Raw genomic sequence first — 22,510 nt, forward strand, 5'->3', positions numbered from 1 at the left:
CGTGGTGGTCAGTTCGTGTAGAACCCCAGGTCGTGGTCCCCGCCGCTGACCGGCAGGCCCAGGTGGTCATAGGCGTGCGCGGTGGCGACCCGGCCGCGCGGCGTGCGTTTGATGAAGCCCAGCTGGATCAGGTACGGCTCGTACACGTCTTCCAGGGTCAGGGCGTCCTCGCTGATGGCGGTTGCCAGGGTGTCCACGCCGACCGGGCCGCCCGCGAAGCGGTGAATCAGGGTTTCCAGGTACTTCTTGTCGCGGTCGTCCAGGCCGGCGCTGTCCAGGCCAAGGCGGTCCAGGGCGTCCTGCGAGCGGCCCAGCTCGATGGTCGCCTCGCCCGCCACGTCGGCGTAGTCGCGTACGCGCCGCAGCAGCCGCTTGGCGATGCGCATGGTGCCGCGCGAGCGGGCGCCGACCTCCAGCGCGGCCTCCTCGGTCAGGCCGAAGCCCAGCAGGCGCGCGTCGCGGATCAGGTTGGTGGCGATCTCCTCGGGGGTGTAGTACTCCAGGTGTTCGATGATCCCGAAGCGGCTGCGCATGGGCGCGCTGATCAGGCCGGGGCGGGTGGTCGCGCCCACCAGCGTGAAGCGCGGCAGCGGCAGCTCGATGGTGCGCGCCGCCGGCCCCTGGCCCAGCACGATGTCCAGCTTGAAGTCCTCCATGGCGGGGTACAGGTGTTCCTCCGCCACGCGGCCCAGGCGGTGGATCTCGTCGATGAACAGCACGTCGCCTTCCTCCAGGCTGTTCGTGAGGATGGCGGCCAGATCGCCGGGTTTCTCGATGGCGGGCCCGGAGGTCACGCGGATGTTCACGCCCAGTTCGGCGGCGATGATGTGCGCCAGGGTGGTCTTGCCCAGTCCAGGCGGCCCGAACAGCAGGGTGTGGTCCAGCGCTTCCTTGCGGCCCCGCGCGGCCTGCAGGTACACGCCGAGTTTGTCCTTGAGTTTCTCCTGGCCCACGTACTCGGTCAGGGTCTTGGGACGCAGGGCGGCGTCGAGCGGTTCGGTCATGTTCCGCAGCATAGCGCGACTTCGTTGTGAGCGGAATACCTGCTGCACAATTTGACAGAATCTAATTGCGGGATTATGCTGGAAATGTAACCCCGAATTCCCTTCACCCCGGAGGTCCCCGTGTCCAGTGTTCTCCAGCACCCCGCCGGCACCGCCATCTGGTTCGACCTCAGCACCCCCCACCCCGCGCAGGCGCAGGCGTTCTACCACGCCCTGTTCGGCTGGACCGCCCAGGACATGGGCGCCGGGTACGGCCACTACCACCTGCTGTGCCAGGACGGCCACCCGGTCGCGGGCCTGGGACCGGCCACCCCCGGCACCGAACACCAGCCGCCCGCCTGGACCGTCTACTACGCCAGCGACGACCTGACCCGCGACGCCGCGCGCCTGCACGACCTCGGCGGACACACCCTCGCCGGTCCCATGCAGGTCGGCGAACTGGGCCGCATGCTGGTCGCCACCGACCCCGGCGGAGCGCCCTTCGGCCTGTGGCAACCCCAGAACTTCGCGGGCTTCACCCTGGCTGGCGAGCACGGCAGCCCCGCCTGGCAGGAGGTGAACACCCGCGACGCCGAGCAGGCCGCCGCCTTCTACGGCGCGCTGTTCGGCGCGCAGGTCACCCCCGTACCGGGCGGCGCGACCTACCTGATGCTCCGGCGGGACGGACAGGAGGTCGGCGGCATCCTGCACATGGACCCCGCCCACTGGCCCGCCCACATCCCCCCGCACTGGATGCCCTACTTCGCGGTGAACGACGTCCAGCGGGCGGCGGCGCTGGCCCCGCAGCACGGCGGGCAGCTCAGCGTGCCTCCCTTCGGGTCGCCCTACGGCACCATCGCCATCCTGACCGACCCGCACGGCGCGGTGTTCAGCGTCATCCAGCTGCCCGACCCCGCCTGACCGGCGCGGGCCCGGATCAGTTCGCGTACTCGCGGATCAGGCGTGGCAGGTCGCGGTCCAGTTTGCCGTTCACGACCGCCTCGTTTCCGTACACCCGCACGAAGCGGCCCTGGCCGTCCACCACGCTCACCTGATCGCCATGCATCCGCGCCGCGACGGCCGCCGACGCCCCGGCCGCCTGCGCGTTCGCCGCGCCGTCTCCCGCCTGGGCGGCGCCGCCCATGTGGGCGCTGTGGTCCGTTCCGTGATCCGCGCTCGCCAGCGGCGGTTTCACGTTCGCCACGAACATCACCCGCGCCGCCTCGTCGATGGTGGCGGCCTCGCCGGTCAGGCCCGTGAACGCCGGATCGAAGCGTTCCAGGTACGCCCGCACCACCGGGGCCGTGTCGTGCGCCGGGTCCACCGTGATGAACTGCACCTGCACCCGCCCGCGCTGATCGTCCGGCAGCGTCGCGAGGGTGTTCTTCAGGCTCGCCAGGGTCGCCGGGCACACGTCCGGGCAGCGCACGAACCCGTAGAACACCAGCCGCAGCCGCCCGTCGGTCGCGGCCAGCGTCGTCGGCTGCGCCCGGTCGTCCACCAGTGCCAGGGCCGGCAGGGGCAGCGGCGTGTCCAGCGCCTCGCCCCCCAGTGCCGGCGACTGCCCCTGCCGGAACAGCAGCAGCCCGCCCAGCACCGCCGCGACCACCAGAAGACCCACCGTCAGCACCCTCGAGAACCCTGTCATGCCCGCAGGGTAGGGGAGAGGCGCGGGGTGGGGTGTCCCCCGACACACAACGCGAAAGGGACGCCCTTGCAGGCGCCCCCTTCTTGGCTTCTACAGGCCGGTGTTACCAGGCGTAGAAGATCGCGACGATCAGCAGCCACACGACGTCCACCAGGTGCCAGTACAGGCTGGCGGGCGTGATGGACCCGTGGTTGTACTTGTCCATCTTGCCGGTCATGGCCTGGTAGAAGGGCAGGGCCACGCCGGTCCCGCCGATCAGGATGTGCAGACCGTGCAGGCCGACGATGATGAAGAAGCACGCCTGCCACAGGTTCTGTTTCCAGTCGCTTTCCACGCCGAACAGCGTGAACTCGTACACCTGGAAGATCATGAACACGGCGCCCAGCAGCAGCGTGATGAACAGGCCCAGGCGGAAGCGGGTCAGCTTGCCGTGGTGGTTGTCCTGCTCGGCGCGGTGAATCACGAAGGAACTCGCGACCAGGATCAGGGTGTTCAGCGCGGCCAGCCAGATGGCGGGGCGCAGCGCGGGCGGCTCGGCGGCGCCGATCACGCGCAGGTACACGTACCCGGCGATCAGCACGCCGAACAGACCGACTTCGCTGATGATGAACCACGCCATACCCATGAAGCCGTTGTCGTACTTGGTCAGGTGGTGGTGCGCGACGGGCACGTCGTATTCACGGGTGCCGGCCCACTTGAACAGCGCGAACAGGAACAGCGGGATGCTGATGTACAGCACGATGGACGCGAACAGAGCGCCGGGCGCCATCTCGAAGAAGGGCTTCAGGCCGCCGGCCGGGGTGTAGTTGGTGAACCAGCCGAAGCTCAGGCCGTAGCCCATCAGCAGCAGCGCGGCGGCGGTCAGGAACGGGCCCCAGCTGTCCACGGGCAGGTGGATGCTCTTGGGGTCCACGGGGGTCAGGGTCTCGCCACTCTGCTCCCAGTCGTACAGGGGGCGTTCGGTGGGGAAGTTGGTGGGGAACTCGTGCGCGAAGTTGTACGCGGCGGGCGGGCTGGCGGCCGTCCACTCGAGCGTGAAACCGCCCCAGGGGTTGGCGCTGGCCGTGGCGGGCGCGCGGAAGCTCTGCAGCATGTTCAGGACCCACACGATGCCGCCGGCCAGCAGGATCAGGGCGCCGACCGTGGAGATCAGGTTCAGTTCACTCCAGGCGAAGTTCCCGGCCGGGTAGGTGTAGTAGCGCCGGGGCATGCCCAGCAGGCCCAGGATGTACTGCGGCAGGAAGGTCATCCACGAGCCGATCATGAACAGCCAGAAGTGCCACAGGCCCAGCTTCTCGCTCATGAAGCGGCCGGTCATCTTGGGCCACCAGTAGTACAGGCCGCCCATCGCCAGGAACGCCGTGCCGAACATCATCACGTTATGGAAGTGCGCCACGACGTAGTACGACATGGTGACCTGGTAGTCGAAGGGAATCATGCCCAGCGAGACGCCGGTGATCCCGCCGATCAGGAAGTTGAAGATGAAGCCCACCAGCCAGTACGTGGGGGATTTCAGCACGATCCGCCCGCCCCACAGGGTGCCGATCAGGTTGAAGATCTTCACGCCGGTCGGGACGGCCACGATCAGCGTGGCGATCATGAACGCGATTTGCCAGGAGTCCGGCAGGCCCACGGCGAACATGTGGTGCACCCACACCAGCAGGCTGACCAGCACGATCGCCAGGATCGAGTACACCATCACGCGGTACCCGAACAGCGGCTTGCGGGCCATGGTGCTGGCGATCTCGGCGCCGATGCCCAGGTACGGCAGCAGCATCACGTACACGGCCGGGTGAGAGTAGAACCAGAAGAACTGCTGGAACATGACGGGGACGCCGCCGATGCCGGGGTTGAACATGCTCAGGCCCAGCTTCAGTTCCAGGTACGTGACGAGCGCCGCGGCGGTCAGGCCGCCCAGCGAGATCAGCTGCAGGATGGAGGTCGCGAAGACGCTCCACACGAAGATGGGCATCTTCCACAGGCTCATGCCGGGGGCGCGCATGTTCACGATGGTCGCCGCGAAGTTCGCGCTGCCCAGCAGCGACGCGATGCCGTTCAGGGTCAGCGCCACCATCAGCACGCTCACGCCGGTCTGGTTGGCGTCCACGCTCAGGGGGTAGTAGAAGGTCCAGCCGACGCCGGGCGCCCCGCCGTTCCACAGGCCCAGGATCACCAGGATCAGGCTGAAGATGAACAGCCACACCGCAAACGTGTTGATGCGCGGCAGCGCCACGTCACGGATACCCAGTTGCAGCGGCAGGAACCAGTTCCCGAAGCCGAACAGCCCGATCGGAATCAGGAAGAAGAAGATCATCAGCGCGGCGTGGACGGTCAGCACCTGGTTGTAGGTGTTGCCCACCAGGAAGGTGTTGTCCGGAACGGCCAGCTGCAGGCGGATCCCGACGGCCAGCAGGCCCGCGATGGCGAAGCCCAGGATGCTGGTCAGGATGTAGAGCGTCCCGATCTTCTTGTGATCGGTGGTCATCATGTAGTCCTTCAGGACCGCCCAGACGCCGGGGCGGGCGTGGGTGTCCTTCAGGGGTGCGTGCTGAACGGTCACTGGTTGCCTCCGGTGGCGCCGGCGCCGATGACGGGGCTGCCGCGCCAGTAGTCCGCCTCTTCGGGCAGTTGCAGGCTGCGCAGGTACGCGGCGATGTCGTCGATCTCGGCGTCGGTCAGGGTGCCGCCCTTGACGAGTTCACCCTTGGTGTTGCGGTACTCGCTGCCGTCGTACGTGGGCATGAGGCTGCCCGGCTTGACGCGGGGGCTGTTCTTCAGCCAGTCGCTGAGCTGCTTGGCGGCCTTGGGATCTTCCCACTTCTTGTCCGTCATGGCTTCCCACATGCCGGCGCCCAGGGTGCGGCGCGTGCCGAAGAAGCTCAGGTCCGGGCCGGCCACGCCGCCCGCAGGGGTGCCCTGCACGCGGTGGCAGGCGGCGCAGGACACGGCGCCCGTGCTGGACTTACCCTGCATGAACAGCGCGTACCCGCGCGCCTCGGCGCTGCCGGGGGCGGGTTCGGGGGCGCGGTAGGCCTTCATGGCGGCCAGGGTCGCGTCGTAGCGTTCCTGATCGAGCGCGACGACCTTGTAGCGCATGTTGGCGTGGCTGGCCCCGCACAGCTGCGAGCAGTTGCCCTGGTACGCGCCGGGACGTTCCGTGTCGACCTGCCAGGTCTTCTGCACGGCCGGCATGGCGGCGCGCTGGCCGCCGATGTTCGGCGCCCAGAAGCCGTGGATGACGTCGCCACTGGTGATGGTCAGCGCGACCGGCTGTTTGGTGGGCATGATCATCTCGTTGCCGTTGGTGACCACGCCGCCGGCGTCGCTGGTCGTCTCGGGGTACGCGAAGTTCCACCAGAACTGCTTGCCCAGCACGTCGATCTTGGTGGCCTGCTCGGGCGTGGGGTTCAGGATCGCCATGGAGCGCACCGTCAGGATGCTCAGGCCGAACACGATGATCACGGGGACGGCCACCAGAATGACTTCCAGGCGGTTGTTCCCGTGGAACTGCGCGGGCGGCGCGTCGTGGCGGTCCTCACGGAACTTCTGCACCGTGTAGAACAGCGCGTACGACACGCCGACGAAGATGATGATCGACAGGACGATCGCCCAGACGCTCATCCACCAGATTTCGCGGTTGTAGGCAGACGACATGTCCCCGATGAACAGGGACTGGTTGGCCTGCTGACAGCCGGTGAGCAGTGTGGCGCCCAGCGCCGCCGCCGCGATGGGCCGCGTGATGGGTCGCCTCCGTGTGCCGCTGTGGCGGTGTTTGGTGGTGTTCAACTTCACTCCTTTCCTCTGCTTGCAGTCTAAAGCGTCACGCCGGGTTATGCGCCTCACGCAGCCTGCCGCCGGGCGACAGGCCCGGGGAGGCGACACACCCAGCATTCTACCGACCGGTCAGGCATACCCGCCATGAGACACCATGAGGAGCGGGCAAGTGTCCTGACCGGCTCCCAGCGGGGCCGCACCCACCTTCCGGACACGGCCATCATGCTCCCCGCCCACGCCCCCCGCATGAGGGAACGGGCCCTGCCGTCACCGACAGGACCCGCCCGGATAGCACCCGCCGTTACAGCAGGGACGCGAACACCATGCGGTCGGCGGCAGCCGCCACGAACAGCAGCGCCAGGTACAGCATCGAGTACAGGTACAGCGGCACGGCCACGCGCCGCTCGACCTTGTTCCCGGCCATCACGTGCCGGTACAGCCGCCAGGACAGCACCAGCAGCCACGCGCCCAGCCCGGCGGCCGTCACGAAGTAGATCGCGCCGACCTCGCGGAAGAACACCGGCATCACCGACAGCACCACCGTGTAGATGGCGTACAGGCCGATCTGCGCGACCGTCAGCTTGTCGCCGTGAACGACGGGCAGCATGGGAATCCCGACCTCGCGGTACTCGTCCTTGATCATCAGCGCCAGCGCCCAGAAGTGCACGGGCGTCCAGAAGAAGATGATCGCGAACAGGAACCACGCGAACAGGTTCAGGTCGCCCGTCACGGCCGCCCAGCCCACCAGCGGCGGGAAGCACCCGGCCGCGCCGCCCAGCACGATGTTGTGCCAGGTGTTGCGCTTGAGCAGCTGCGTGTACACGACCACGTACGTCAGGAAGCCCGCCAGGCTCATCCAGGCGGCCAGCGGCGTCGCCCACACCCACAGCATCAGGAACGACGCGACCTGCAACACCCCGCCGAAGATCGCGGCGCTGCGCGTGCTGATCAGGCCGCTGGTCGTGGGCCGCTGCGCCGTGCGGGCCATCTTCAGGTCGATGTCGCGGTCGATGATCATGTTGAACACGCCCGCCGACCCCGCCGACGCGTACCCGGCCACGCTGACCACCAGCAGCAGCCACAGGTCCGGCACGCCCCGCTCGGCCATGAACATGGCGGTCACGGTCGTCCACAGCAGCAGGCTGATGACCTTCGGTTTGGTCAGGGACAGGTAGTCACGCCAGGTGGCGCGCTCCCGCACGGCTCCGGCGTCGGCCGGGATGGTTTCGGTCGTCATAGGTTCACGTTCCTCACGGCCCGTCCGGGGCCGTCACTGCCTGAAAAGTCCGCACCGGCAGCCGGTCCGGCGTGCGACTGAACACGCAGGGCCGTCAGGGCGCGGTACACCAGCATAACGGTCGCCAGCCACAGCAGGCACGACAGCAGCAGGTGCGTCAGCTGCATCCACGCCGGGGCCTTCAGGACCACGTTCGTCAGGCCCGCGACCATCTGCGCGCCCAGCAGCGCCCACAGGACCGCGCTCCAGCGGTTCGTCCCGGCGCCCGGCCGTTCGCGGCGCAGGAACACGCCCAGCCACACCAGGAACGCGCTGGTCAGCACGGCCAGCATGGGGTGCACGACGCGCATGTTCTCGATCACGGTGGCCGTCACGCCGAAGTCCCGTTTGACCGTCTCGATGGGCGTGCTGCCGTCCGCCGGGGCGAACAGCAGGTCCCCCAGCGCCGTGACCGCGCCCGCCATGCCCAGCACCAGCAGCAGCGCCAGCCCCACGAAACTCCAGGCGCCCACCAGCCCCTGACGGCGCAGGCGCAACTTCGGCTCGCCGGACGCCCACAGCACCGTCAGCAGCAGCGCGCCCAGCAGCAGGAAGGTGTTCGCCAGGTGAATGCCCTGCACGAACCCGCGCGCCGGATCGGTGCTGTCGGCCGTCAGGCCCAGCAGGACCTGCACGCCGCCCACCAGCCCCTCGAGAATGATCAGGCCCAGGCTCAGCACGGCCCCCAGGCGGACCGGGTGGCCGCGCCCCGTGGACCGGAACGCCAGGACGACCAGCCCGATGGCGAGCAGGCCACTCGCGGCGCTGGTCAGGCGGTGACTGAACTCGATGACCGTGTGCAGCGTCGGGCTCTGCGGCACGACCACGCCGTTACACAGCGGCCAGTGGTCCCCGCAGCCGGCCCCGGCGCCACTGATACGTACGACGGCGCCCCACAGGATCACCAGCACGTTGTAGATCAGGGCTGCCCAGGCCAGCCGGGGAAGCCACGCACCCGCACCCGTGCGGGGAACTGTCCGCGTTCCACTCATGTTTCACCTTCCTCGCCGCCAGAGCACCCTGGCGGGGCGGCGGTCAGCGGCCCGCATTCTACCCGCACCCCCTGGCAGCCGATTGTCCCCCCTGTCCCCCCCGCGCGGGGGCGGACACCTGCCCTGCGCCGCCCCCCGTACACTGGGGCCGATATGGCGGAAACGATCAACCAGTGGGCAGTCATCACGATTGTCCTGAGCGGCCTGGCCCTGTGCGTGGGCGTGTACCTCATCCGGCGCGGCATGCGTGAAGCGCACATGCGCGCCATGATCGTCGCCGTCGCGCTGGCGAGCGTGTTCCTGGTGCTGTACCTGACGCGCCTGAGCCTGGGCTACGAGAAGAAATACGACGGTCCCGAGGAGTGGCGCACGGCGTACTTCGTGCTGCTGATCAGCCACATCATCCTGGCGACCGCGAACCTGCCGCTCGCCCTGGGCGCCCTGTGGAACGCCGTCAAGGGCCTCAAGGCCGCCGGGAACCTGGGCAACATCGACGCGCCGGCCGCGCGCGGATACTTCAACCGGCACCGCGCCTGGGTCCGCTGGACCGTCCCGGTGTGGCTGTACGTGGCCGTGACCGGCTGGATCATCTATATCGTGCTGCACAGTTACGGCGAGGTCATCAAGGGCTGATACAGACTCCGATTGAATGGGCTGCAAAACCCGCTGGGTCCGAGCGAAGCGACTCGTAGAGTTGCCCCGCAGAGTAGGAGAGCAACGCCCCTCCGGACATGGATCCGGCAGGGGCGGTAACGTCCCGGATTGTCGGCGAAACAAACGGCAGTCCGTATGACACCCAGGGCTCGGCGGAGGCGGGCGCGGCGCGCCTCTGCTACCCTGCCCGCATGAAACGCAGCATTCCGGAGTTGCAGCACTCCGACGCACCGCTGGTGATGGTCACCGCCTACGATTACCCCGGCGGGCGGCACGCCGAGGCGGCCGGCGTGGACCTGATCCTGGTCGGGGACAGCCTGGGCAACGTGGTGCTGGGCTACGACAGCACCGCGCCCGTCACGCTGGGCGACATGATCCACCACGCCCGCGCGGTGCGGCGCGGCGCGCCCGGCACGTTCATGGTCGTGGACCTGCCGTTCGGCACGTACCACACGGGCGTGCAGGACGCCATGCGCAGCGCCGTGCGGGTCATCCAGGAGACCGGCGCCGACGCCATCAAGATGGAGGGCGCCACGCCCGAAATCCTGCAGGTCGTGCAGACCCTGACCCGCAACGGCATTCCCGTCATGGGTCACGTGGGCCTGATGCCGCAGACCGCGACCGCCCAGGGCGGCCTGCGCGTGCAGGGCAAGGACGACGGGACGGCCCGCGCCACCCTGGACGGCGCCGTGGCCCTGGAAGCCGCCGGGGCGTTCAGCGTGGTCCTGGAGGCCATTCCGGCCCGGCTGGCGAACCTGATCAGCGAACGCCTGAGCGTGCCCACCATCGGCATCGGGGCGGGCGTCGGCTGCGACGGACAGGTGCTCGTCACGCACGACCTGCTGGGCGTGTACGAGGGTGAGGACAAGAAGATCGCCAGACGCTACGCCGAGGTGGGCCGCCTGTCCCGCGAGGCCATCGAAACCTACGCCGCCGAGGTCCGCGCCCGCGCCTTCCCCACCAAGGAGAACTCCTTCGTCATGAAAGACGACGTGCTGGGCAAACTGTACTGATAAGGACTCCGATTGAATGGGCTGCAAAGCCCGTTCAATCCGAGCGGATGCGAGCAGGAGAGAAACGGGTTCCGGACGTGGAGCCGGCAATCCGGTGACGTTCCGGATTGTCGGCGAAACAAACGGAATCCGGATGGCGGATGGCGAGCCGGAGCCTGTGCCGCGCGGCCGTCTGGACCGGCTGCCCTCAGGCCTGCCTCTGCCCCAGGCGGGCCTGCCCCTGCGCGTGCCGCCCAGATAAGGGGGAGCGGTGAACGGTTGATGGTTGAAAGTTGATGGGTGACGGAAGCGTTCCCGCTCTCCGTCACCCATCCTCCATCAACTATCGACCATCAACTTCTTACGGGTACAGGCCGCGCAGGGCGCGCGCTTCGAGCACGCGGGTGCAGGCGACGATGTACACGGCGGTGCGCAGGGTCACGCCGTGGCGTTCCTTCACGTCCCAGAGGCTCACGAAGGCCTCGCTCATGATGCGGTCGAGGCGTTTGTTGATCTCGTCCTCTGTCCAGAAGAACGAGCTGAAGTCCTGCACCCACTCGAAGTACGACACGGTCACGCCGCCGGCGTTGGCGAGCACGTCCGGCACGACAGTCACGCCGCGCTCGGCGAGCAGGTCGTCGGCGGCGGGAATGGTGGGGCCGTTGGCGCCCTCGACGATCAGCTTGGCACGGATGCGTCCGGCGTTCTCCAGCGTGATCTGTTTTTCCAGCGCGGCGGGAATCAGGACGTCGCAGTCCACGTCCCAGAACTCGTCGCGTTTCAGTTCCTCGGTGCCGGGCAGGCCCAGGATCGAGCCGGTGCGGCGCAGGTGCTCCAGCGCGGCGGCCGGGTCGATGCCGGCGCTGCTGTGGACGGTGCCGCTCACGTCCTGGATGGCCACGATCCGCGCGCCGTGCTCGTGGAAGATGCGTGCGGCGGCCTCGCCGACGTTCCCGAAGCCCTGCACGGCCACCCGCGCGCCCTGCATGGGCATCCCGAGTTTCTTCATGGCCTCGGCGCCCGAGACGAACACGCCGCGTCCGGTGGCGTCCGCGCGGCCCAGGCTGCCGCCCAGCGACACGGGTTTGCCGGTCACGACGCCGGTGGCGGTGCGGCCCACGTTCATGGAGTACGTGTCCATCATCCAGGCCATGGTCTGCGGGTTGGTGTTCACGTCCGGCGCGGGGATGTCCTTTTCCGGCCCGATGATCAGGCCGATCTCGGTGGTGTAGCGGCGGGTCAGGCGCTCGAGTTCACCGGTGGAGTACTTGCGCGGGTCGATGCGGATGCCGCCCTTGCCGCCGCCGTACGGGAGGTTCACGGCGGCGTTCTTGATGGTCATCCAGGCCGAGAGCGCCATGACCTCGCTGAGGGTCACGTCCTGGTGGAAGCGCACGCCGCCCTTGGCGGGGCCGCGCGAGGTGTTGTGCTGCACGCGGTAGCCCTCGAAGTGCGCGACGGTGCCGTCGTCGAGGTGGATGGGGACGTCCACGACCAGGATGCGTTTGGGCCGCTTGAGCGTCTCGACCCAGTACGCGAGTTTGCCCAGGTACGGCGTGACGCGCTCGACCTGTTCGAGGTAGATCTCGTACGGCCCGAGGTTGTTCGGGTCGAGGTAGCTGGGAATGTCGTGCGCGCCGTACTTCTTCTGGGGCTGATGGCCGGAATTCTGCTGGCCGGGGTTCTGATGGCTGGGGTCCTGGGTGGCGGTCATGGTGGGGGCCTCCTTCGGAGGGGGGAAAACAGGTGGGGGGGGGTAGGTTCGGCGCCGGTTACGGGTACAGGCCGCGCATGACGGTCGCGTTGTGCAGGCGGTTCAGGGCCAGGGCGTACGCGGCGGTGCGCATGTCGGTCCGGCGGGTGCGCATGAATTCCAGGACGGCGTCCACGGCGGCGTCCACGCGGGCGTCGATGGCGGACTCGATCTCTTCCTCGCTCCAGAAGAAGTTGCTGGCGTCCTGCACCCATTCGAGGTAGTTCACGACGACCCCGCCGATGCTGGCGATCAGGTCGGGAATCACGGTGACGTTCTGCCCGTGCAGGAAGCGTTCGGCCTCGGGCAGCACGGCGCGGTTGGTGGTTTCCACGACGTAGCGGGCGCGCACGGCGTGGGCGTTCCCGGCGTTCACGCTGCCGTAGTCGTAGGCGAGCATCAGCAGGTCCACGTCGAGTTCGATGACCTCGTCGGCGGTGATGTCGGTGGCGAAGCCGCGCACCGTGCCGTGCGCCTCGCGGTGGGCGCTGAGCGCGTCGAGGTCCAGGCCGCCGCTGGCGTACGCCGCGCCGTCCTGGTCGCTGACGGCCACGATCAGCGCGCCGGCCGCCGCGAGGGTCTGCGCGGCCTTGCGGCCCCCGTCCCCGAAGCCGTACACGGCCACGCGGGCGCGCTCGACGCTCTCGCCGTTCTCGCGCAGGACGCGCGCGGCGACCAGGGCGGCGCTGCGGCCACGGGCGTCCTTGCTGCCGTAGCTGCCGCCCAGCGCCAGGGGTTTGCCGACGACCACGCCGTTGCTGGTCTGGCCGGTGTTCTCGTTGTAGGTGTCGAGCATCCAGGCCATGACCTGCGCGTCGGTGCCGATGTCGGGGGCCAGGATGTCCTCGCGGTGGCCGATCAGTTCGACCAGTTCGCTGGTGTAGCGGCGCATCAGGCCCTCGAGTTCGTGGGGGCTGAGGCCACTGGGGTCCACGTCCACGCCGCCCTTGGCCCCGCCGAGCGGCAGGTCGGCGACGGCGGCCTTGAGGGTCATGATCGCGGCGAGGACCTCGCACTCGTGGGCGTTGATGCCGGCGCGCAGGCGCACGCCGCCCATGCTGGGGCCGCGCGAGGTGCTGTGGACGGTGCGGTAGCCGCGGAACACGCGGATGCTGCCGTCGTCCATGCGGACCGGGAGGTTCACGCTGACGGTGCGTTTGGGGTATTTGAAGTACGCGAGGGACTGGTCGGTGACCTCGCAGTGGGGAAGTGCCTGCTGGAGTTGCTCCATGAGCCCCTGCCAGTTGAGTCCTGATGCCCGCATGAACGGTCTCCTTGTCCTTCCGGGTGGGGAAGGGGGGTGGGTGCTTCCGGGACCGTCCGGTCCGGGAAGTCGGGGCGGTGAGCGGAGGTTTTGGCCCCCAGAGCATACACGCCGCGCCGTAGTCGCATAGACAGGTGCGGGGCCACGGTCGGCCCGCTGCCAGGGTGGGCTGAACGGATCTTACGCCCAAGTTGTATCCAGTATTCAATCCGCCGTCAACCCCGGTTTGCCCCGCTCCTCACGCGTAAAACGGGAAACGATTCCAGCGCAGCATTCTTGCGCCGGACCCCCACCCGACCTGACAAACGGCAGGTCAAGGGAAAGGGCACCCTCCCGGCACCACCCGACCCAGGGTCACGCCCGGCGTCCTGACCCGCAGGACACCACACCGTCACTCGGGCCGGAAAGACCCGCGACACCCTGCCGTCGCCACAACGCCCGGCAGACGCCCACCCGTCACACAGATGGCGATTGCCACCCTGACGACCCGGAAGGGCGCCGGATGCTCAACGCCACGCCTGGAATCCATTTCTCTGCCTGTCGTTTTGCTCGGATCAGTTCAGGCGGTCAATCTCACGCTGCGCCAGCCGCGAGAGCGCCTCACGCGCCTCGGAGGGCGGCAGCACGTCCAGCGCCCGGATCGCCAGCCGCGCCCGGCGGCGGATCTCCTCACGCGTGCGCTCCAGCGCGCCCGACTGCGCCGCCAGCGCCCGCACCCGCTCCACATCCCCCGGCTGCGCCGCCCGCCGCTCCAGCACCGACCGCACCTCGTCGGCATGCGCGCCGTCCAGCAGCGCCAGCACCGGCATCGTCGCCTTGCCCTCGCGCAGGTCGCCCCCCACCGGCTTCCCGATCACCGCTTCCTCACCCGACAGGTCCAGCAGATCGTCCTGCATCTGGAAGGCCATGCCGTACTCCCGCCCGAAGGTCGCCAGCGCCTCCTGCGCGGCAGCGGACGCGCCCAGCAGCACCGCCGGCGCCGACGCCGCCAGCTCCGTCAGGGCCGCCGTCTTACCATGAATCACCTGCAGGTAATGCCGCAACTCGTACTCCTGGTACGCCGCGAGCTGGAACTGCAGGACCTCGCCCTCACAGATCACGCTGGCCGTCTGCCCGAACATGCGCGTCAGGACCGGACTGCCCGGCAGGCCCGACAGCAGCACCAGCAGGCGCGACAGCATGAAATCGCCGCTCATGACACTCACCACGTTCCCGAACCGCCGGAACGCCGCCTGCTGCCCCCGGCGCGTATCCGCGTCGTCGATCAGGTCGTCGTGCAGCAGCGACGCCGAGTGCAGCAACTCCACACCCACACCCAGGTCCACCACGTCACTCCAGCGGGCCGCCGCGCCGCCCGGCCGCGCCCCCAGCGCCTGCGCCGCCAGCAGCACCAGCGTCGGCCGCACGCGCTTCCCGCCCGCCGCGACCAGATCGTCACCGATCAACTCGATGAACTCCACGTCCGAGCGCAGCACCTCACGCAGACGCGCGTCGAAAGTCACGTCCGGAACGCAGAGGTCCGCCACACCAGTCATGCGCGCAGTATAGGAAACGTCCGGGGGGCAAAACGTACCGCCCGCCGCCAAAACACCCCCGGCGAGGGGAGAAAACAGGGTGCATGAAGACCTGCATGAAGAAACGCCGCGCTCCGTACCCGCTTGTCCCTCGCCAGTCACATGTCCCTCATGCTAAAACGCTCGTATGGAAAGTGTCGTTGCTCTCTTCCGCGAACCACAACAGGCGCAGGGTGCGTTGCAGGCCCTGCAACAGCGCGGCTTCGAACGTGAACACCTCGGATTCGCCCTGACCGACGTGGTCGCCGAGAATGACATCGCCCAGCAGACCGGCGTCAGCCCCGAAGCCGGCCAGCCGGCCGGGTCGGCCGCCGTCATCAAGGGCGCCCTGCTGGGCATCGTGGGCGGCCTGGTCATCACCGTGCCGATCTGGCTGCTGCTGCTGATCATCCCCGTCACCCGCATCTACCAGGAAGGCGGCCTGCTGGGCGTGCTGTTCGGCGTGATCGGCGGCGGCGCCCTGGGCGCCCTGTTCGGCGCGCTGGCCGGCAGCGACCACGGCGACTACGTGAACCTGCTGCGCCGCATGGGCGTTCCCGCCGCGCAGGCCGAGAAGTTCTACGCCGGCATGAAGGGCGGCCACGTCATGGTCATCGCCCGCGACCCCAGCGGCGCGCGCGCCGACGAAGCCCTGAGCCTGATGCGCAAGCACGGCGCCGTCAAACTCGACGACGCGGTCGGCGCCGGCCAGCTTCAGAGCGAACGCCACTGAACCAGCCGCGCATTCCCGGTAGTGCAGTCAGGGCGGCCCCGTCGAGATGGCGGGGCCGCCCCTTCTGTTGAGCTGCGGGCGTCAGCCGAACAGTCGCGCGGGGTTCCCGACCGTCATCTGTCGCAGCTGCTCGGCCCCCACGCCCCGGCGCTCCAGTTCCGGCAGGATGTCGTCCGTCAGGTGCAGCGGGTGCCAGTCCTTCACGGCACCCAGGATGGCGTCCGGCATGGGAATCGGGCGGCCCAGCCACTGCCAGATCGAATCGTGCGACAGCAGGATCCGGTCCGCGAAGCCCTCGCCCAGCAGCGTGGTCAGCACGTCCAGCCGCTGCGCGTCGGTGGGCGTGCCCACCAGCCCCTGCAACCCCAGCCGGTCGAAGGCGACGCTCACGCCGTGCGCCAGCGTCTCGCGGTGGTACGCAGGGTCCGTGTTGCCGTCCATGTGCCCGATCATGATCCGGGCCGGGTCCGCGCCGTGCGAGAGCAGCAACTGCGCTTGCTGCGGCCCCTGCCGGCCCTCCTGCGTGTGTGTGATGATCGGCACGCCCGTGTCCCGCTGCACGCGCGCCGCCGCCCGGAAGAACATCTGCTCGTAGGGCGTGATCGCGTCGCGGCTGCTCGCCAGCTTGATCACCCCCGCCCGCACGCCGCTCGTGCCGATGCCGGCCGTGACCTCGTGGCGCATCAGTTCCTCGATCTCGGCCTCGCCGCCCCCCAGCGACGCCCGGAACTTGAAGTACGTCGCGGCCCCCTCGCCCTCGTAGTAGTAACCGCTGCTGCACAGGATCCGCAGGCCGCTGCGTTCGCTCAGATCCCGCAGGAACGCCGGGTCGCGCCCGCACTCGTTCGGGGTGGCGTCCACCAGCGTCCGCACGCCACGCGCCAGCAGGCTGCGGGCCACGTCCTCGCAGGCATTCAGGGCCGCCTCCCGGTCGAACGGACCGAGCGTCAGGTCCCCCTGATAACCGGGGTACCCGAACAGGAGGTGCTCGTGCGGCAGGGTGAATCCCAGTTCGCTGGCAGGAACGGGGCCGGTAACGGTCTGTGCACTCATGCGGACCTCCTGCGGGCCGTGAAGCCCGGTCGATACGGAACCCGGATGGGCAGGCCGCGCCCGCCCCGGCGGATGGGTTGTGTCAGGAGGTCATGCTGTCAGCCGGGCAGAGGCCCGTCAAGCGGAACTGCCCGGCCGCCGGGCCAGATCAGTGTTGGGCCAGATCAGTGCCGGGCCAGACGAGCGACGGGTCGGTCGTGTCCGGCCACGCTGCGTTCAGGTCACGCGCCGGGTACGTGCCGCTCAGGCCCTCCAGGCGGGTCACGGGTACCACGCCCACGCCGCTGCCGCACACCCAGGCGCGGGTCACGCGGGCCAGTTCGGCCGCGGGGACGGGCCGGGTGACGTGCGGCGTGCCCAGCAGGAAGGTGGCGCGGGTCACGGAGGGCAGCCCGCCGGCCGGGACGACCAGGGCGCCGTCCAGTTCCAGCAGCGGCGAGGTGCGGCTGCCGTCCACGACCTGCCCGTGTGCGTCCAGCAGCAGACCCTCGAAGGCGGGCGCGGCCTCCCGCACGGCGAGGCGGTACGGGAGGTAATTGCCGGTCTTGTGCGCGCCCAGCTGCGGGTGAACCTGCACGCCGGTCAGTCGGACGGTCACGCCGCCGTCCGGGCGGGGGCCGGGCGTCAGGGGGCGGTGCGAGGCGAAGGTGCCGCTGTCCGTGACGGTCACGCGCAGCAGGCCCCAGGGGTGCGGGTCCAGGGGGGGCGGGTCGGGGTCCGGGGCGGGCAGGCCCAGGAACGCGCAGGTGTCGCGCAGCCGTGCGAGGTGTTCGGGCCACAGCAGCGGCGCGCCCCGGCGGGTGCGGACGGTCGTGAAGGCGGTCGCGCCGTGCAGCCACGCGGGGTCGTTCACGCCGTCCGGCAGTGGGTTCATGTCCGCTGCCACGCGGCACTCAGGGTCAGCCAGTTGCCCAGCAGGGTGCGCCCGGCGGGACTCAGGACGCTTTCCGGGTGGAACTGCACGCCCCACGCGGGCCGCCCCGGCACCTCCAGCGCCATGACCTCGCCGTCCGCGCTGGTGGCGGTCACGAGGTCGGGGTTCAGGCCGCGCACGACCAGCGAGTGGTACCGCCCGAACGGCGCGTCCTGCGGCACGCCCGCAAACAGGCCGGTCCCGGCGTGCCGCGCGAACTCGGGCCGCCCGTGGACCGGCTGCGCCCGCTCCACCCGGCCGCCCAGCACCTGCCCCAGCGCCTGGTGGCCCAGGCACACGCCCAGCAGCGGCACGTTCCCTTCCAGGCACGCGCCCGTCAGTGCCAGCGTGACGCCGCTGGAGTCCGGCGTGCCGGGGCCGGGGCCGACCAGCACGGCGTCCGGGGCGAGGGCCAGCAGGTCCGCCAGTCCCTCGTCCTGGGAGCGCACGTCCACCTGCGCGCCCAGCGCCCGCAGGTCATGCACCAGATTCCAGGTGAACGAGTCGCGGTTGTCCAGCAGCAGCACCCGCAGGCCCGTGTGCGTGGCGGCGGGCGGAGGCGACCACGGCACGCCCGGCGTGGGCGGCGCGGGCGGCTGCGCGGCGCGGCCCGGCACGCCCGCCAGCACGCTCAGGAGGGCCTGGGCCTTGTGGACGGTTTCCTGCGCCTCGCGCGCCGGGTCGGCGTCGATGACGGTGCCGCCGCCCGCGCGGACCTCCACCGTCCAGTTCCCCGTCTCGCCCCGCGTGAAGGCTGCCGTGCGGATCAGGATGTTCAGGTCCACCGCCGCGCCGCTCACGAGGCCCAGCGCCCCGGTGTACCAGCCGCGCGGTCCCGGCTCCAGCGCCGCGATGGCCTCCATGACCCGCTCCTTGGGCGCGCCCGTGATCGTCCCTCCGGGGAAGGTGGCGGCCAGCACCTCGCGCAGCGTTGTGTCCGCGCGGGCCTGCGCCGTGACCTCCGACACCAGATGCATGACGTGGCTGTAGCGCTCGACCAGCATCAGGTCCGGTACGCTGACGCTGCCCGGCGCGGCCACGCGGCCCAGGTCGTGCCGCACGAGGTCCACCAGCATGGTGTGCTCGGCGACCTCCTTGCCACTGGCGCGCAGTTCGGCTTCCAGGGCGGCGTCCTCGGCGGGCGTCTCGCCGCGCCGCCGGGTGCCCGCGATGGGCCGCGCACTCAGTTCATCCCCCTGCCCGTCATCTCCCTGCCCGCTCGGGTCACGCTGCCAGCGCACCAGCCGCTCCGGGCTGCACGACACGACCACCTCGGCGCCCAGGTCCGCGAAGGCCATGAACGGACTGGGGTTCACCTCGCGCAGCCGCAGGTACGCCGCCAGCGGATCACCGGTCGCCTCGGCCCGCACGCCGCGCGACAGGTTCACCTGATACACCTCGCCGGCCCGGATCAGTTCCTGCACGGCCCGCACGCCCGCCGGGTAGTCCACGTCGTCCGCGCCGAACGGCCCCACGCTCAGGGTCGGCTCCGTTCCGGGGTCAAGGGCCAGCAGCGCCGCCCAGTCCACATGCGGCTCGCCCACGATCTCCAGCGTGCCCGCCGCGCGGTCCCACACCAGCCCGGACGGGTACTCGCCCCACCACATCGCCTCGCCGTGCGGGGCGTGCGCGGCCAGCCCGAACGCGCGGGCCGCCTCGTACTTCAGGCCGCCCAGCCACGCCGGAAAGAACGCGTCTCCCGGCAGGCGCGGCGGCAGGTCGTGCGACACCCGCGCCGGCCACGCGCTCAGGAACGACCGCGACCCGTACGGCACGACCGGCCCCAGCGACTCCAGCAGCACCACGCCCGGCGCGCCCTGGGTACGCAGGCGGCGCAGCACGTCCGCCGGGGACGGGAAGAGGTGATCAGGCAGGGCAGCGGGGCCGTTCACGCGCCGGATTGTACCGGGGCTGGCCGCGCCACGTTCCTTCAGGCGGATCCGGGACCGGGCGGCCACGCGAGGGCGAGCGTCATGACCCACTGCGCCCCGACGGGTCCCTGGCGCTCGCCCGTGACCGTGAACCCGGCCTTCTCGTACACGCGCCGCGCGGCGGGGTTGCGTTGATTCACGACCAGCACGACCCGCCGCGCCTCCGGGAACAGGCTGGGGACCAGCGACGGCAGCTGGCGCATGGCGGCCGTTCCCACGCCGCGCCCCTGCCGGGAGGTGTCGATGCTCAGGGAGCTGACCGCCACGGCGTGCGGGTCCGGTTCACTGAGGCACTTCTCGCAGTGCGGGCCGCTGGAGAGCGCGAACAGGCCCGCGACCTCGTCGCCGTCGAGGATGGTCACGCCCCGGCGCTGCGGGTCGCCGCGCAGATCGGGCAGCAGGTCGGCCGGGTGCGTCGTGAACGGCCGCTGCTCGGGCGGGAGCGTCAGGGCCAGCAGCGCGGCCTCGTGGTGGGCGCTGAGCGGGACAAGCCGGGTGGTCATGCCCGAGCATGACACGGCCGCGCCGGGAGGGGCGTTGTTCTCGTCGGCTGCGGGGCCGCTCTACGGGTCGCTTCGCTCAGACCGGACGGTCCCTGCAGCCCATTCAACCGGAGTCCGTCTGACCCCACCGATCCTTAATGATACACGAGAATCATTCGCGTTAACTCCTGAAACCCTTACACTGCGCCCGGAATTAGGGCGTAGAATGGACGGCATGTGGGTGTCGACCAAAGCACAGTACGGCCTGCGCGCCCTGATCGAGATCGCGCGGCGCGGCGGCGAGGCCGTACCCCTCAAGGACGTCTCGGAACGCCAGGGCATCAGCCAGCACTACCTGGAACAGATCGCCAGCAACCTGCGCCGCGCCGGGTTCATCAAGAGCATCCGCGGCGCGCACGGCGGCTACCGCCTCGCCCGCCCCCCCCACGAGATCAACGCCTACGACGTCGTCACCGCCATGGAAGGCAGCATCGCGCCTGTCCAGTGCGTCGAGGACGACCACGTCTGCGACAGCCAGAACGTCTGCGGCACCCAGAGCCTCTGGTACCGCGTGGACACCGCCCTGCGCGACGTGCTGGGCAGCACCACCCTGGCCGACCTGATCGAGGAAAGCGACCGCCAGCAGCACGCCCGCCTCGTGCAGCTCGAACCCCACTACCCGCCGCTGGGCTGACCCGGCCCGCCCGGCAAGGGGGGAGAGGCGCCGCGCAGGGTGCCCTCCCCCCATCGCCTATGCTGGGGGCCGTGTACCGTTCGCTGATCAAGCCGCTGCTGTTCCACCTGGACGCCGAGGACGCCCACCACCTCACCATTGACGGACTGCAGCTCGCCTCGCGCGTGCCCGCGTGGCCCGCCCTGGCCCGCCGCGTGACCGCGCCCAGTGCGCCCGCGCTGACGCAGACGCTGTGGGGCCGCACCTTCAGCAGCCCGGTCGGACTGGCCGCCGGACTCGACAAGAACGGCGTGGCCGTCCCCGCCTTCAGCGCCCTGGGCTTCGGCTTCCTGGAAGTCGGGACCGTCACGCCGCTCCCGCAGGCCGGGAACGACCGCCCCCGCCTGTTCCGCCTGCCGCCCGACCAGGCACTCATCAACCGCATGGGCTTCAACAACGGCGGCGCGGCCGCCCTGCACGCCCACCTGCGCGCCCTGCCGCACCGCACCGCGCCCGTGTGGGTGAACATCGGCCGGAACAAGGTCACGCCCAACGAGGCCGCCACCGACGACTACCTGAAATGCGTCACGGCCCTGCAGGACGTGGCCGACGCCTTCGTGGTGAACGTCAGCAGCCCCAACACGCCGGGCCTGCGCGCCCTGCAGGCCGCCGATGAACTCGCGGCCCTCGTCCGCGCCGTCGTGAACGGCGTGGAGGCCGGGCGCGTACGGACCCTGAATGCCCCGCCGGTCCTCGTGAAACTCGCGCCGGACCTGCACCCCGCCGACTTCGAGGCCAGCGTGGACGCCGTCGTGAACGCCGGAGCGTCCGGCCTGATCATCAGCAACACCACCCTGGACCGCGCGGGCCTGACCCACCCGCACCAGACGCAGACCGGCGGCCTCAGCGGACGCCCCCTGACCACCCGCAGCACCGAGCTGATCCGCGCCGCGTACCGCCAGACCGCCGGACGCACCCCCATCGTCGGCGTGGGCGGCATCTTCACCGCGCAGGACGCCTACGACAAGATCCGCGCCGGAGCCTCCCTGACCGAGGTGTACTCCGCCCTGGTCTACGAAGGCCCCGGCCTCGTGCGCCGCCTCCACACCGGCCTGAACGCCCTGCTGGAACGCGACGGCCTGCGCAGCGTCAGCGAGGCCGTCGGCGCGGATGCCTGATACGGACTCCGATTGAAAGGGCTGCAAAGCCCGTTCAATCCGAGCGAAGCGAGTGGGAGCAAAACGGGTTCCGGACGTGGAGCCGGCAATCTGGCGAAGTTCCGGATTGTTGGCGAAACAAACGGAATCCGTATGAACCCGCCAGCCGCGCCCGTCAGCTCGTGGCTTTCAGGCCGATGATCGCCACGACCATCAGCGCCATGAACGCCAGCCGCGCCGGACTGGCCGACTCGCCCAGCAGCACGATGCCCAGAATCCCGGCGCCAACCGCGCCGATCCCCACCCACACGCCGTACGCCGTCCCGATGGGCAGCGTCTTGGTCGCCAGCCCCAGCAGCGCCATGCTGGCGATCATGCTCGCCACCGTCAGGACCGTGGGGAGCGGGCGGGTAAAGCCCTCCGTGTACTTCAGACCGATGGCCCAGCCGACTTCCAGCAGACCGGCGATAAACAGCAGCGTCCATGCCATGTGACACCTCCAGAGGATGGTATTCAGATTGATCGGGAGTGCCCCGAAATCGACCTGAACCGAATGAAGCGAGAAACCGTGACCGTGTTACGCCGTCTTGTCTTGACCGGGTACGGCGGTGCTCTCGTCCGGAGTGCGGCCCCTCTGGGGGCGACTGAACCCAGAATAAGCCACCCGTGTAAGCAGACG

Annotated in this window: 20 protein-coding genes and 1 riboswitch; of the genes, 6 read left to right on the plus strand and 14 right to left on the minus strand. The window is 69.8% G+C overall.

The features are described 5' to 3' along the window. Positions 1-8: 8 nt before the first annotated feature. Positions 9-1,004, minus strand: a complete 996-nt coding sequence (gene ruvB / locus CBQ26_RS15510; protein ID WP_088249536.1) for a Holliday junction branch migration DNA helicase RuvB — start codon at positions 1,002-1,004, stop codon at positions 9-11. 120 nt (positions 1,005-1,124) lie between these two features. Between ruvB and CBQ26_RS15515 the strand changes: the two genes are divergently transcribed. Next, positions 1,125-1,904, plus strand: a complete 780-nt coding sequence (locus tag CBQ26_RS15515; protein ID WP_088249537.1) for a VOC family protein — start codon at positions 1,125-1,127, stop codon at positions 1,902-1,904. 16 nt (positions 1,905-1,920) lie between these two features. Here CBQ26_RS15515 and CBQ26_RS15520 read toward each other — a convergent pair whose 3' ends face one another. The 5 genes from CBQ26_RS15520 to CBQ26_RS15540 form a co-directional block, all read right to left on the minus strand. Beyond that, a complete protein-coding gene (locus CBQ26_RS15520) occupies positions 1,921-2,631 on the minus strand; it encodes an SCO family protein (RefSeq protein WP_088249538.1) in 711 nt (236 codons plus the stop codon). Positions 2,632-2,734: 103 nt separating this feature from the next. After that, positions 2,735-5,191: a cbb3-type cytochrome c oxidase subunit I gene (locus CBQ26_RS15525; protein ID WP_088249539.1), complete on the minus strand. Its 2,457-nt coding sequence runs from the start codon at positions 5,189-5,191 to the stop codon at positions 2,735-2,737. After that, the gene (gene coxB / locus CBQ26_RS15530) at positions 5,188-6,423 is read right to left on the minus strand and encodes a cytochrome c oxidase subunit II (RefSeq protein WP_229844103.1); all 1,236 of its coding nucleotides are present in this window, start codon (positions 6,421-6,423) and stop codon (positions 5,188-5,190) included. The genes CBQ26_RS15525 and coxB overlap by 4 nt, the downstream gene beginning before the upstream one ends. 283 nt (positions 6,424-6,706) lie before the next feature. After that, positions 6,707-7,642, minus strand: coding sequence for a heme o synthase (locus tag CBQ26_RS15535; protein WP_088249541.1), 936 nt, complete (start codon positions 7,640-7,642; stop codon positions 6,707-6,709). After that, entirely contained in the window at positions 7,639-8,673 is a 1,035-nt protein-coding gene (locus CBQ26_RS15540) for a COX15/CtaA family protein (RefSeq protein WP_088249542.1), read from the minus strand. The genes CBQ26_RS15535 and CBQ26_RS15540 overlap by 4 nt, the downstream gene beginning before the upstream one ends. A gap of 153 nt (positions 8,674-8,826) precedes the next feature. Here CBQ26_RS15540 and CBQ26_RS15545 point away from each other — a divergent pair, with 153 nt between their 5' ends. Both CBQ26_RS15545 and panB read left to right on the plus strand, forming a co-directional pair. Next, positions 8,827-9,306 carry a DUF420 domain-containing protein gene (locus tag CBQ26_RS15545; protein WP_088249543.1) on the plus strand — a complete coding sequence of 160 codons (480 nt, stop codon included), beginning with the start codon at positions 8,827-8,829 and terminating at the stop codon, positions 9,304-9,306. A 212-nt stretch (positions 9,307-9,518) separates the two neighbouring features. Further along, a complete protein-coding gene (panB, locus tag CBQ26_RS15550) occupies positions 9,519-10,340 on the plus strand; it encodes a 3-methyl-2-oxobutanoate hydroxymethyltransferase (protein ID WP_088249544.1) in 822 nt (273 codons plus the stop codon). 340 nt (positions 10,341-10,680) lie between these two features. On the opposite strand, the gene CBQ26_RS15555 is transcribed toward panB, so the two are convergent. From CBQ26_RS15555 to CBQ26_RS15565, 3 genes are all read right to left on the minus strand, one after another. Then, positions 10,681-12,033, minus strand: coding sequence for a Glu/Leu/Phe/Val family dehydrogenase (locus CBQ26_RS15555; RefSeq protein ID WP_229844104.1), 1,353 nt, complete (start codon positions 12,031-12,033; stop codon positions 10,681-10,683). A gap of 58 nt (positions 12,034-12,091) precedes the next feature. Further along, positions 12,092-13,336 (minus strand): Glu/Leu/Phe/Val family dehydrogenase, encoded by a 1,245-nt coding sequence (locus CBQ26_RS15560; RefSeq protein WP_088249545.1) that lies wholly within the window; start codon positions 13,334-13,336, stop codon positions 12,092-12,094. A 554-nt stretch (positions 13,337-13,890) separates the two neighbouring features. Next, complete coding sequence (locus CBQ26_RS15565) at positions 13,891-14,871, minus strand: polyprenyl synthetase family protein (protein ID WP_088249546.1); 981 nt, start codon at positions 14,869-14,871, stop codon at positions 13,891-13,893. Between the two features lie 166 nt (positions 14,872-15,037). Between CBQ26_RS15565 and CBQ26_RS15570 the strand changes: the two genes are divergently transcribed. Next, on the plus strand, positions 15,038-15,622 hold the full coding sequence (locus CBQ26_RS15570; protein WP_088249547.1) for a hypothetical protein: 585 nt from the start codon (positions 15,038-15,040) through the stop codon (positions 15,620-15,622). Positions 15,623-15,703: 81 nt separating this feature from the next. Here the strand turns inward: CBQ26_RS15570 and CBQ26_RS15575 are convergent, their stop codons facing one another. From CBQ26_RS15575 to CBQ26_RS15590, 4 genes are all read right to left on the minus strand, one after another. Further along, entirely contained in the window at positions 15,704-16,675 is a 972-nt protein-coding gene (locus CBQ26_RS15575; RefSeq protein WP_088249548.1) for a phosphotriesterase family protein, read from the minus strand. Between the two features lie 148 nt (positions 16,676-16,823). Further along, positions 16,824-17,549 carry an aminotransferase class IV gene (locus tag CBQ26_RS15580; RefSeq protein ID WP_088249571.1) on the minus strand — a complete coding sequence of 242 codons (726 nt, stop codon included), beginning with the start codon at positions 17,547-17,549 and terminating at the stop codon, positions 16,824-16,826. Next, on the minus strand, positions 17,546-19,480 hold the full coding sequence (locus CBQ26_RS15585) for a chorismate-binding protein (RefSeq protein ID WP_244898058.1): 1,935 nt from the start codon (positions 19,478-19,480) through the stop codon (positions 17,546-17,548). Before CBQ26_RS15585 ends, CBQ26_RS15580 begins: the two co-directional genes overlap by 4 nt. 38 nt (positions 19,481-19,518) lie before the next feature. Next, on the minus strand, positions 19,519-20,022 hold the full coding sequence (locus CBQ26_RS15590; RefSeq protein WP_088249549.1) for a GNAT family N-acetyltransferase: 504 nt from the start codon (positions 20,020-20,022) through the stop codon (positions 19,519-19,521). Between the two features lie 214 nt (positions 20,023-20,236). Between CBQ26_RS15590 and CBQ26_RS15595 the strand changes: the two genes are divergently transcribed. Together CBQ26_RS15595 and CBQ26_RS15600 are read left to right on the plus strand one after the other, a co-directional pair. Beyond that, positions 20,237-20,695, plus strand: a complete 459-nt coding sequence (locus CBQ26_RS15595) for an RrF2 family transcriptional regulator (RefSeq protein WP_088249573.1) — start codon at positions 20,237-20,239, stop codon at positions 20,693-20,695. Between the two features lie 71 nt (positions 20,696-20,766). Beyond that, complete coding sequence (locus CBQ26_RS15600; RefSeq protein WP_088249550.1) at positions 20,767-21,852, plus strand: quinone-dependent dihydroorotate dehydrogenase; 1,086 nt, start codon at positions 20,767-20,769, stop codon at positions 21,850-21,852. A 154-nt stretch (positions 21,853-22,006) separates the two neighbouring features. Here CBQ26_RS15600 and sugE read toward each other — a convergent pair whose 3' ends face one another. Beyond that, positions 22,007-22,321: a quaternary ammonium compound efflux SMR transporter SugE gene (gene sugE / locus CBQ26_RS15605; protein WP_088249551.1), complete on the minus strand. Its 315-nt coding sequence runs from the start codon at positions 22,319-22,321 to the stop codon at positions 22,007-22,009. An 86-nt stretch (positions 22,322-22,407) separates the two neighbouring features. Beyond that, a riboswitch (guanidine-III (ykkC-III) riboswitch) is annotated at positions 22,408-22,478 on the minus strand. Positions 22,479-22,510 lie beyond the last annotated feature (32 nt).

Origin of the sequence: Deinococcus indicus (genome assembly GCF_002198095.1) — a bacterium.
GTDB lineage: Bacteria > Deinococcota > Deinococci > Deinococcales > Deinococcaceae > Deinococcus > Deinococcus caeni.

What these genes read in the sequence shown, in the direction of transcription:
- panB (WP_088249544.1), top strand. Translation starts at nt 9,519, where the DNA reads ATGAAACGCAGCATTCCGGAGTTGCAGCACTCCGACGCACCGCTGGTG.
- CBQ26_RS15565 (WP_088249546.1), bottom strand. Translation starts at nt 14,871, where the DNA reads ATGACTGGTGTGGCGGACCTCTGCGTTCCGGACGTGACTTTCGACGCG.
- CBQ26_RS15535 (WP_088249541.1), bottom strand. Translation starts at nt 7,642, where the DNA reads ATGACGACCGAAACCATCCCGGCCGACGCCGGAGCCGTGCGGGAGCGC.
- sugE (WP_088249551.1), bottom strand. Translation starts at nt 22,321, where the DNA reads ATGGCATGGACGCTGCTGTTTATCGCCGGTCTGCTGGAAGTCGGCTGG.
- CBQ26_RS15580 (WP_088249571.1), bottom strand. Translation starts at nt 17,549, where the DNA reads ATGAACCCACTGCCGGACGGCGTGAACGACCCCGCGTGGCTGCACGGC.
- CBQ26_RS15575 (WP_088249548.1), bottom strand. Translation starts at nt 16,675, where the DNA reads ATGAGTGCACAGACCGTTACCGGCCCCGTTCCTGCCAGCGAACTGGGA.
- CBQ26_RS15570 (WP_088249547.1), top strand. Translation starts at nt 15,038, where the DNA reads ATGGAAAGTGTCGTTGCTCTCTTCCGCGAACCACAACAGGCGCAGGGT.
- CBQ26_RS15590 (WP_088249549.1), bottom strand. Translation starts at nt 20,022, where the DNA reads ATGACCACCCGGCTTGTCCCGCTCAGCGCCCACCACGAGGCCGCGCTG.
- CBQ26_RS15555 (WP_229844104.1), bottom strand. Translation starts at nt 12,033, where the DNA reads ATGACCGCCACCCAGGACCCCAGCCATCAGAACCCCGGCCAGCAGAAT.
- ruvB (WP_088249536.1), bottom strand. Translation starts at nt 1,004, where the DNA reads ATGACCGAACCGCTCGACGCCGCCCTGCGTCCCAAGACCCTGACCGAG.
- CBQ26_RS15545 (WP_088249543.1), top strand. Translation starts at nt 8,827, where the DNA reads ATGGCGGAAACGATCAACCAGTGGGCAGTCATCACGATTGTCCTGAGC.
- CBQ26_RS15595 (WP_088249573.1), top strand. Translation starts at nt 20,237, where the DNA reads ATGTGGGTGTCGACCAAAGCACAGTACGGCCTGCGCGCCCTGATCGAG.
- CBQ26_RS15560 (WP_088249545.1), bottom strand. Translation starts at nt 13,336, where the DNA reads ATGCGGGCATCAGGACTCAACTGGCAGGGGCTCATGGAGCAACTCCAG.
- CBQ26_RS15520 (WP_088249538.1), bottom strand. Translation starts at nt 2,631, where the DNA reads ATGACAGGGTTCTCGAGGGTGCTGACGGTGGGTCTTCTGGTGGTCGCG.
- CBQ26_RS15540 (WP_088249542.1), bottom strand. Translation starts at nt 8,673, where the DNA reads ATGAGTGGAACGCGGACAGTTCCCCGCACGGGTGCGGGTGCGTGGCTT.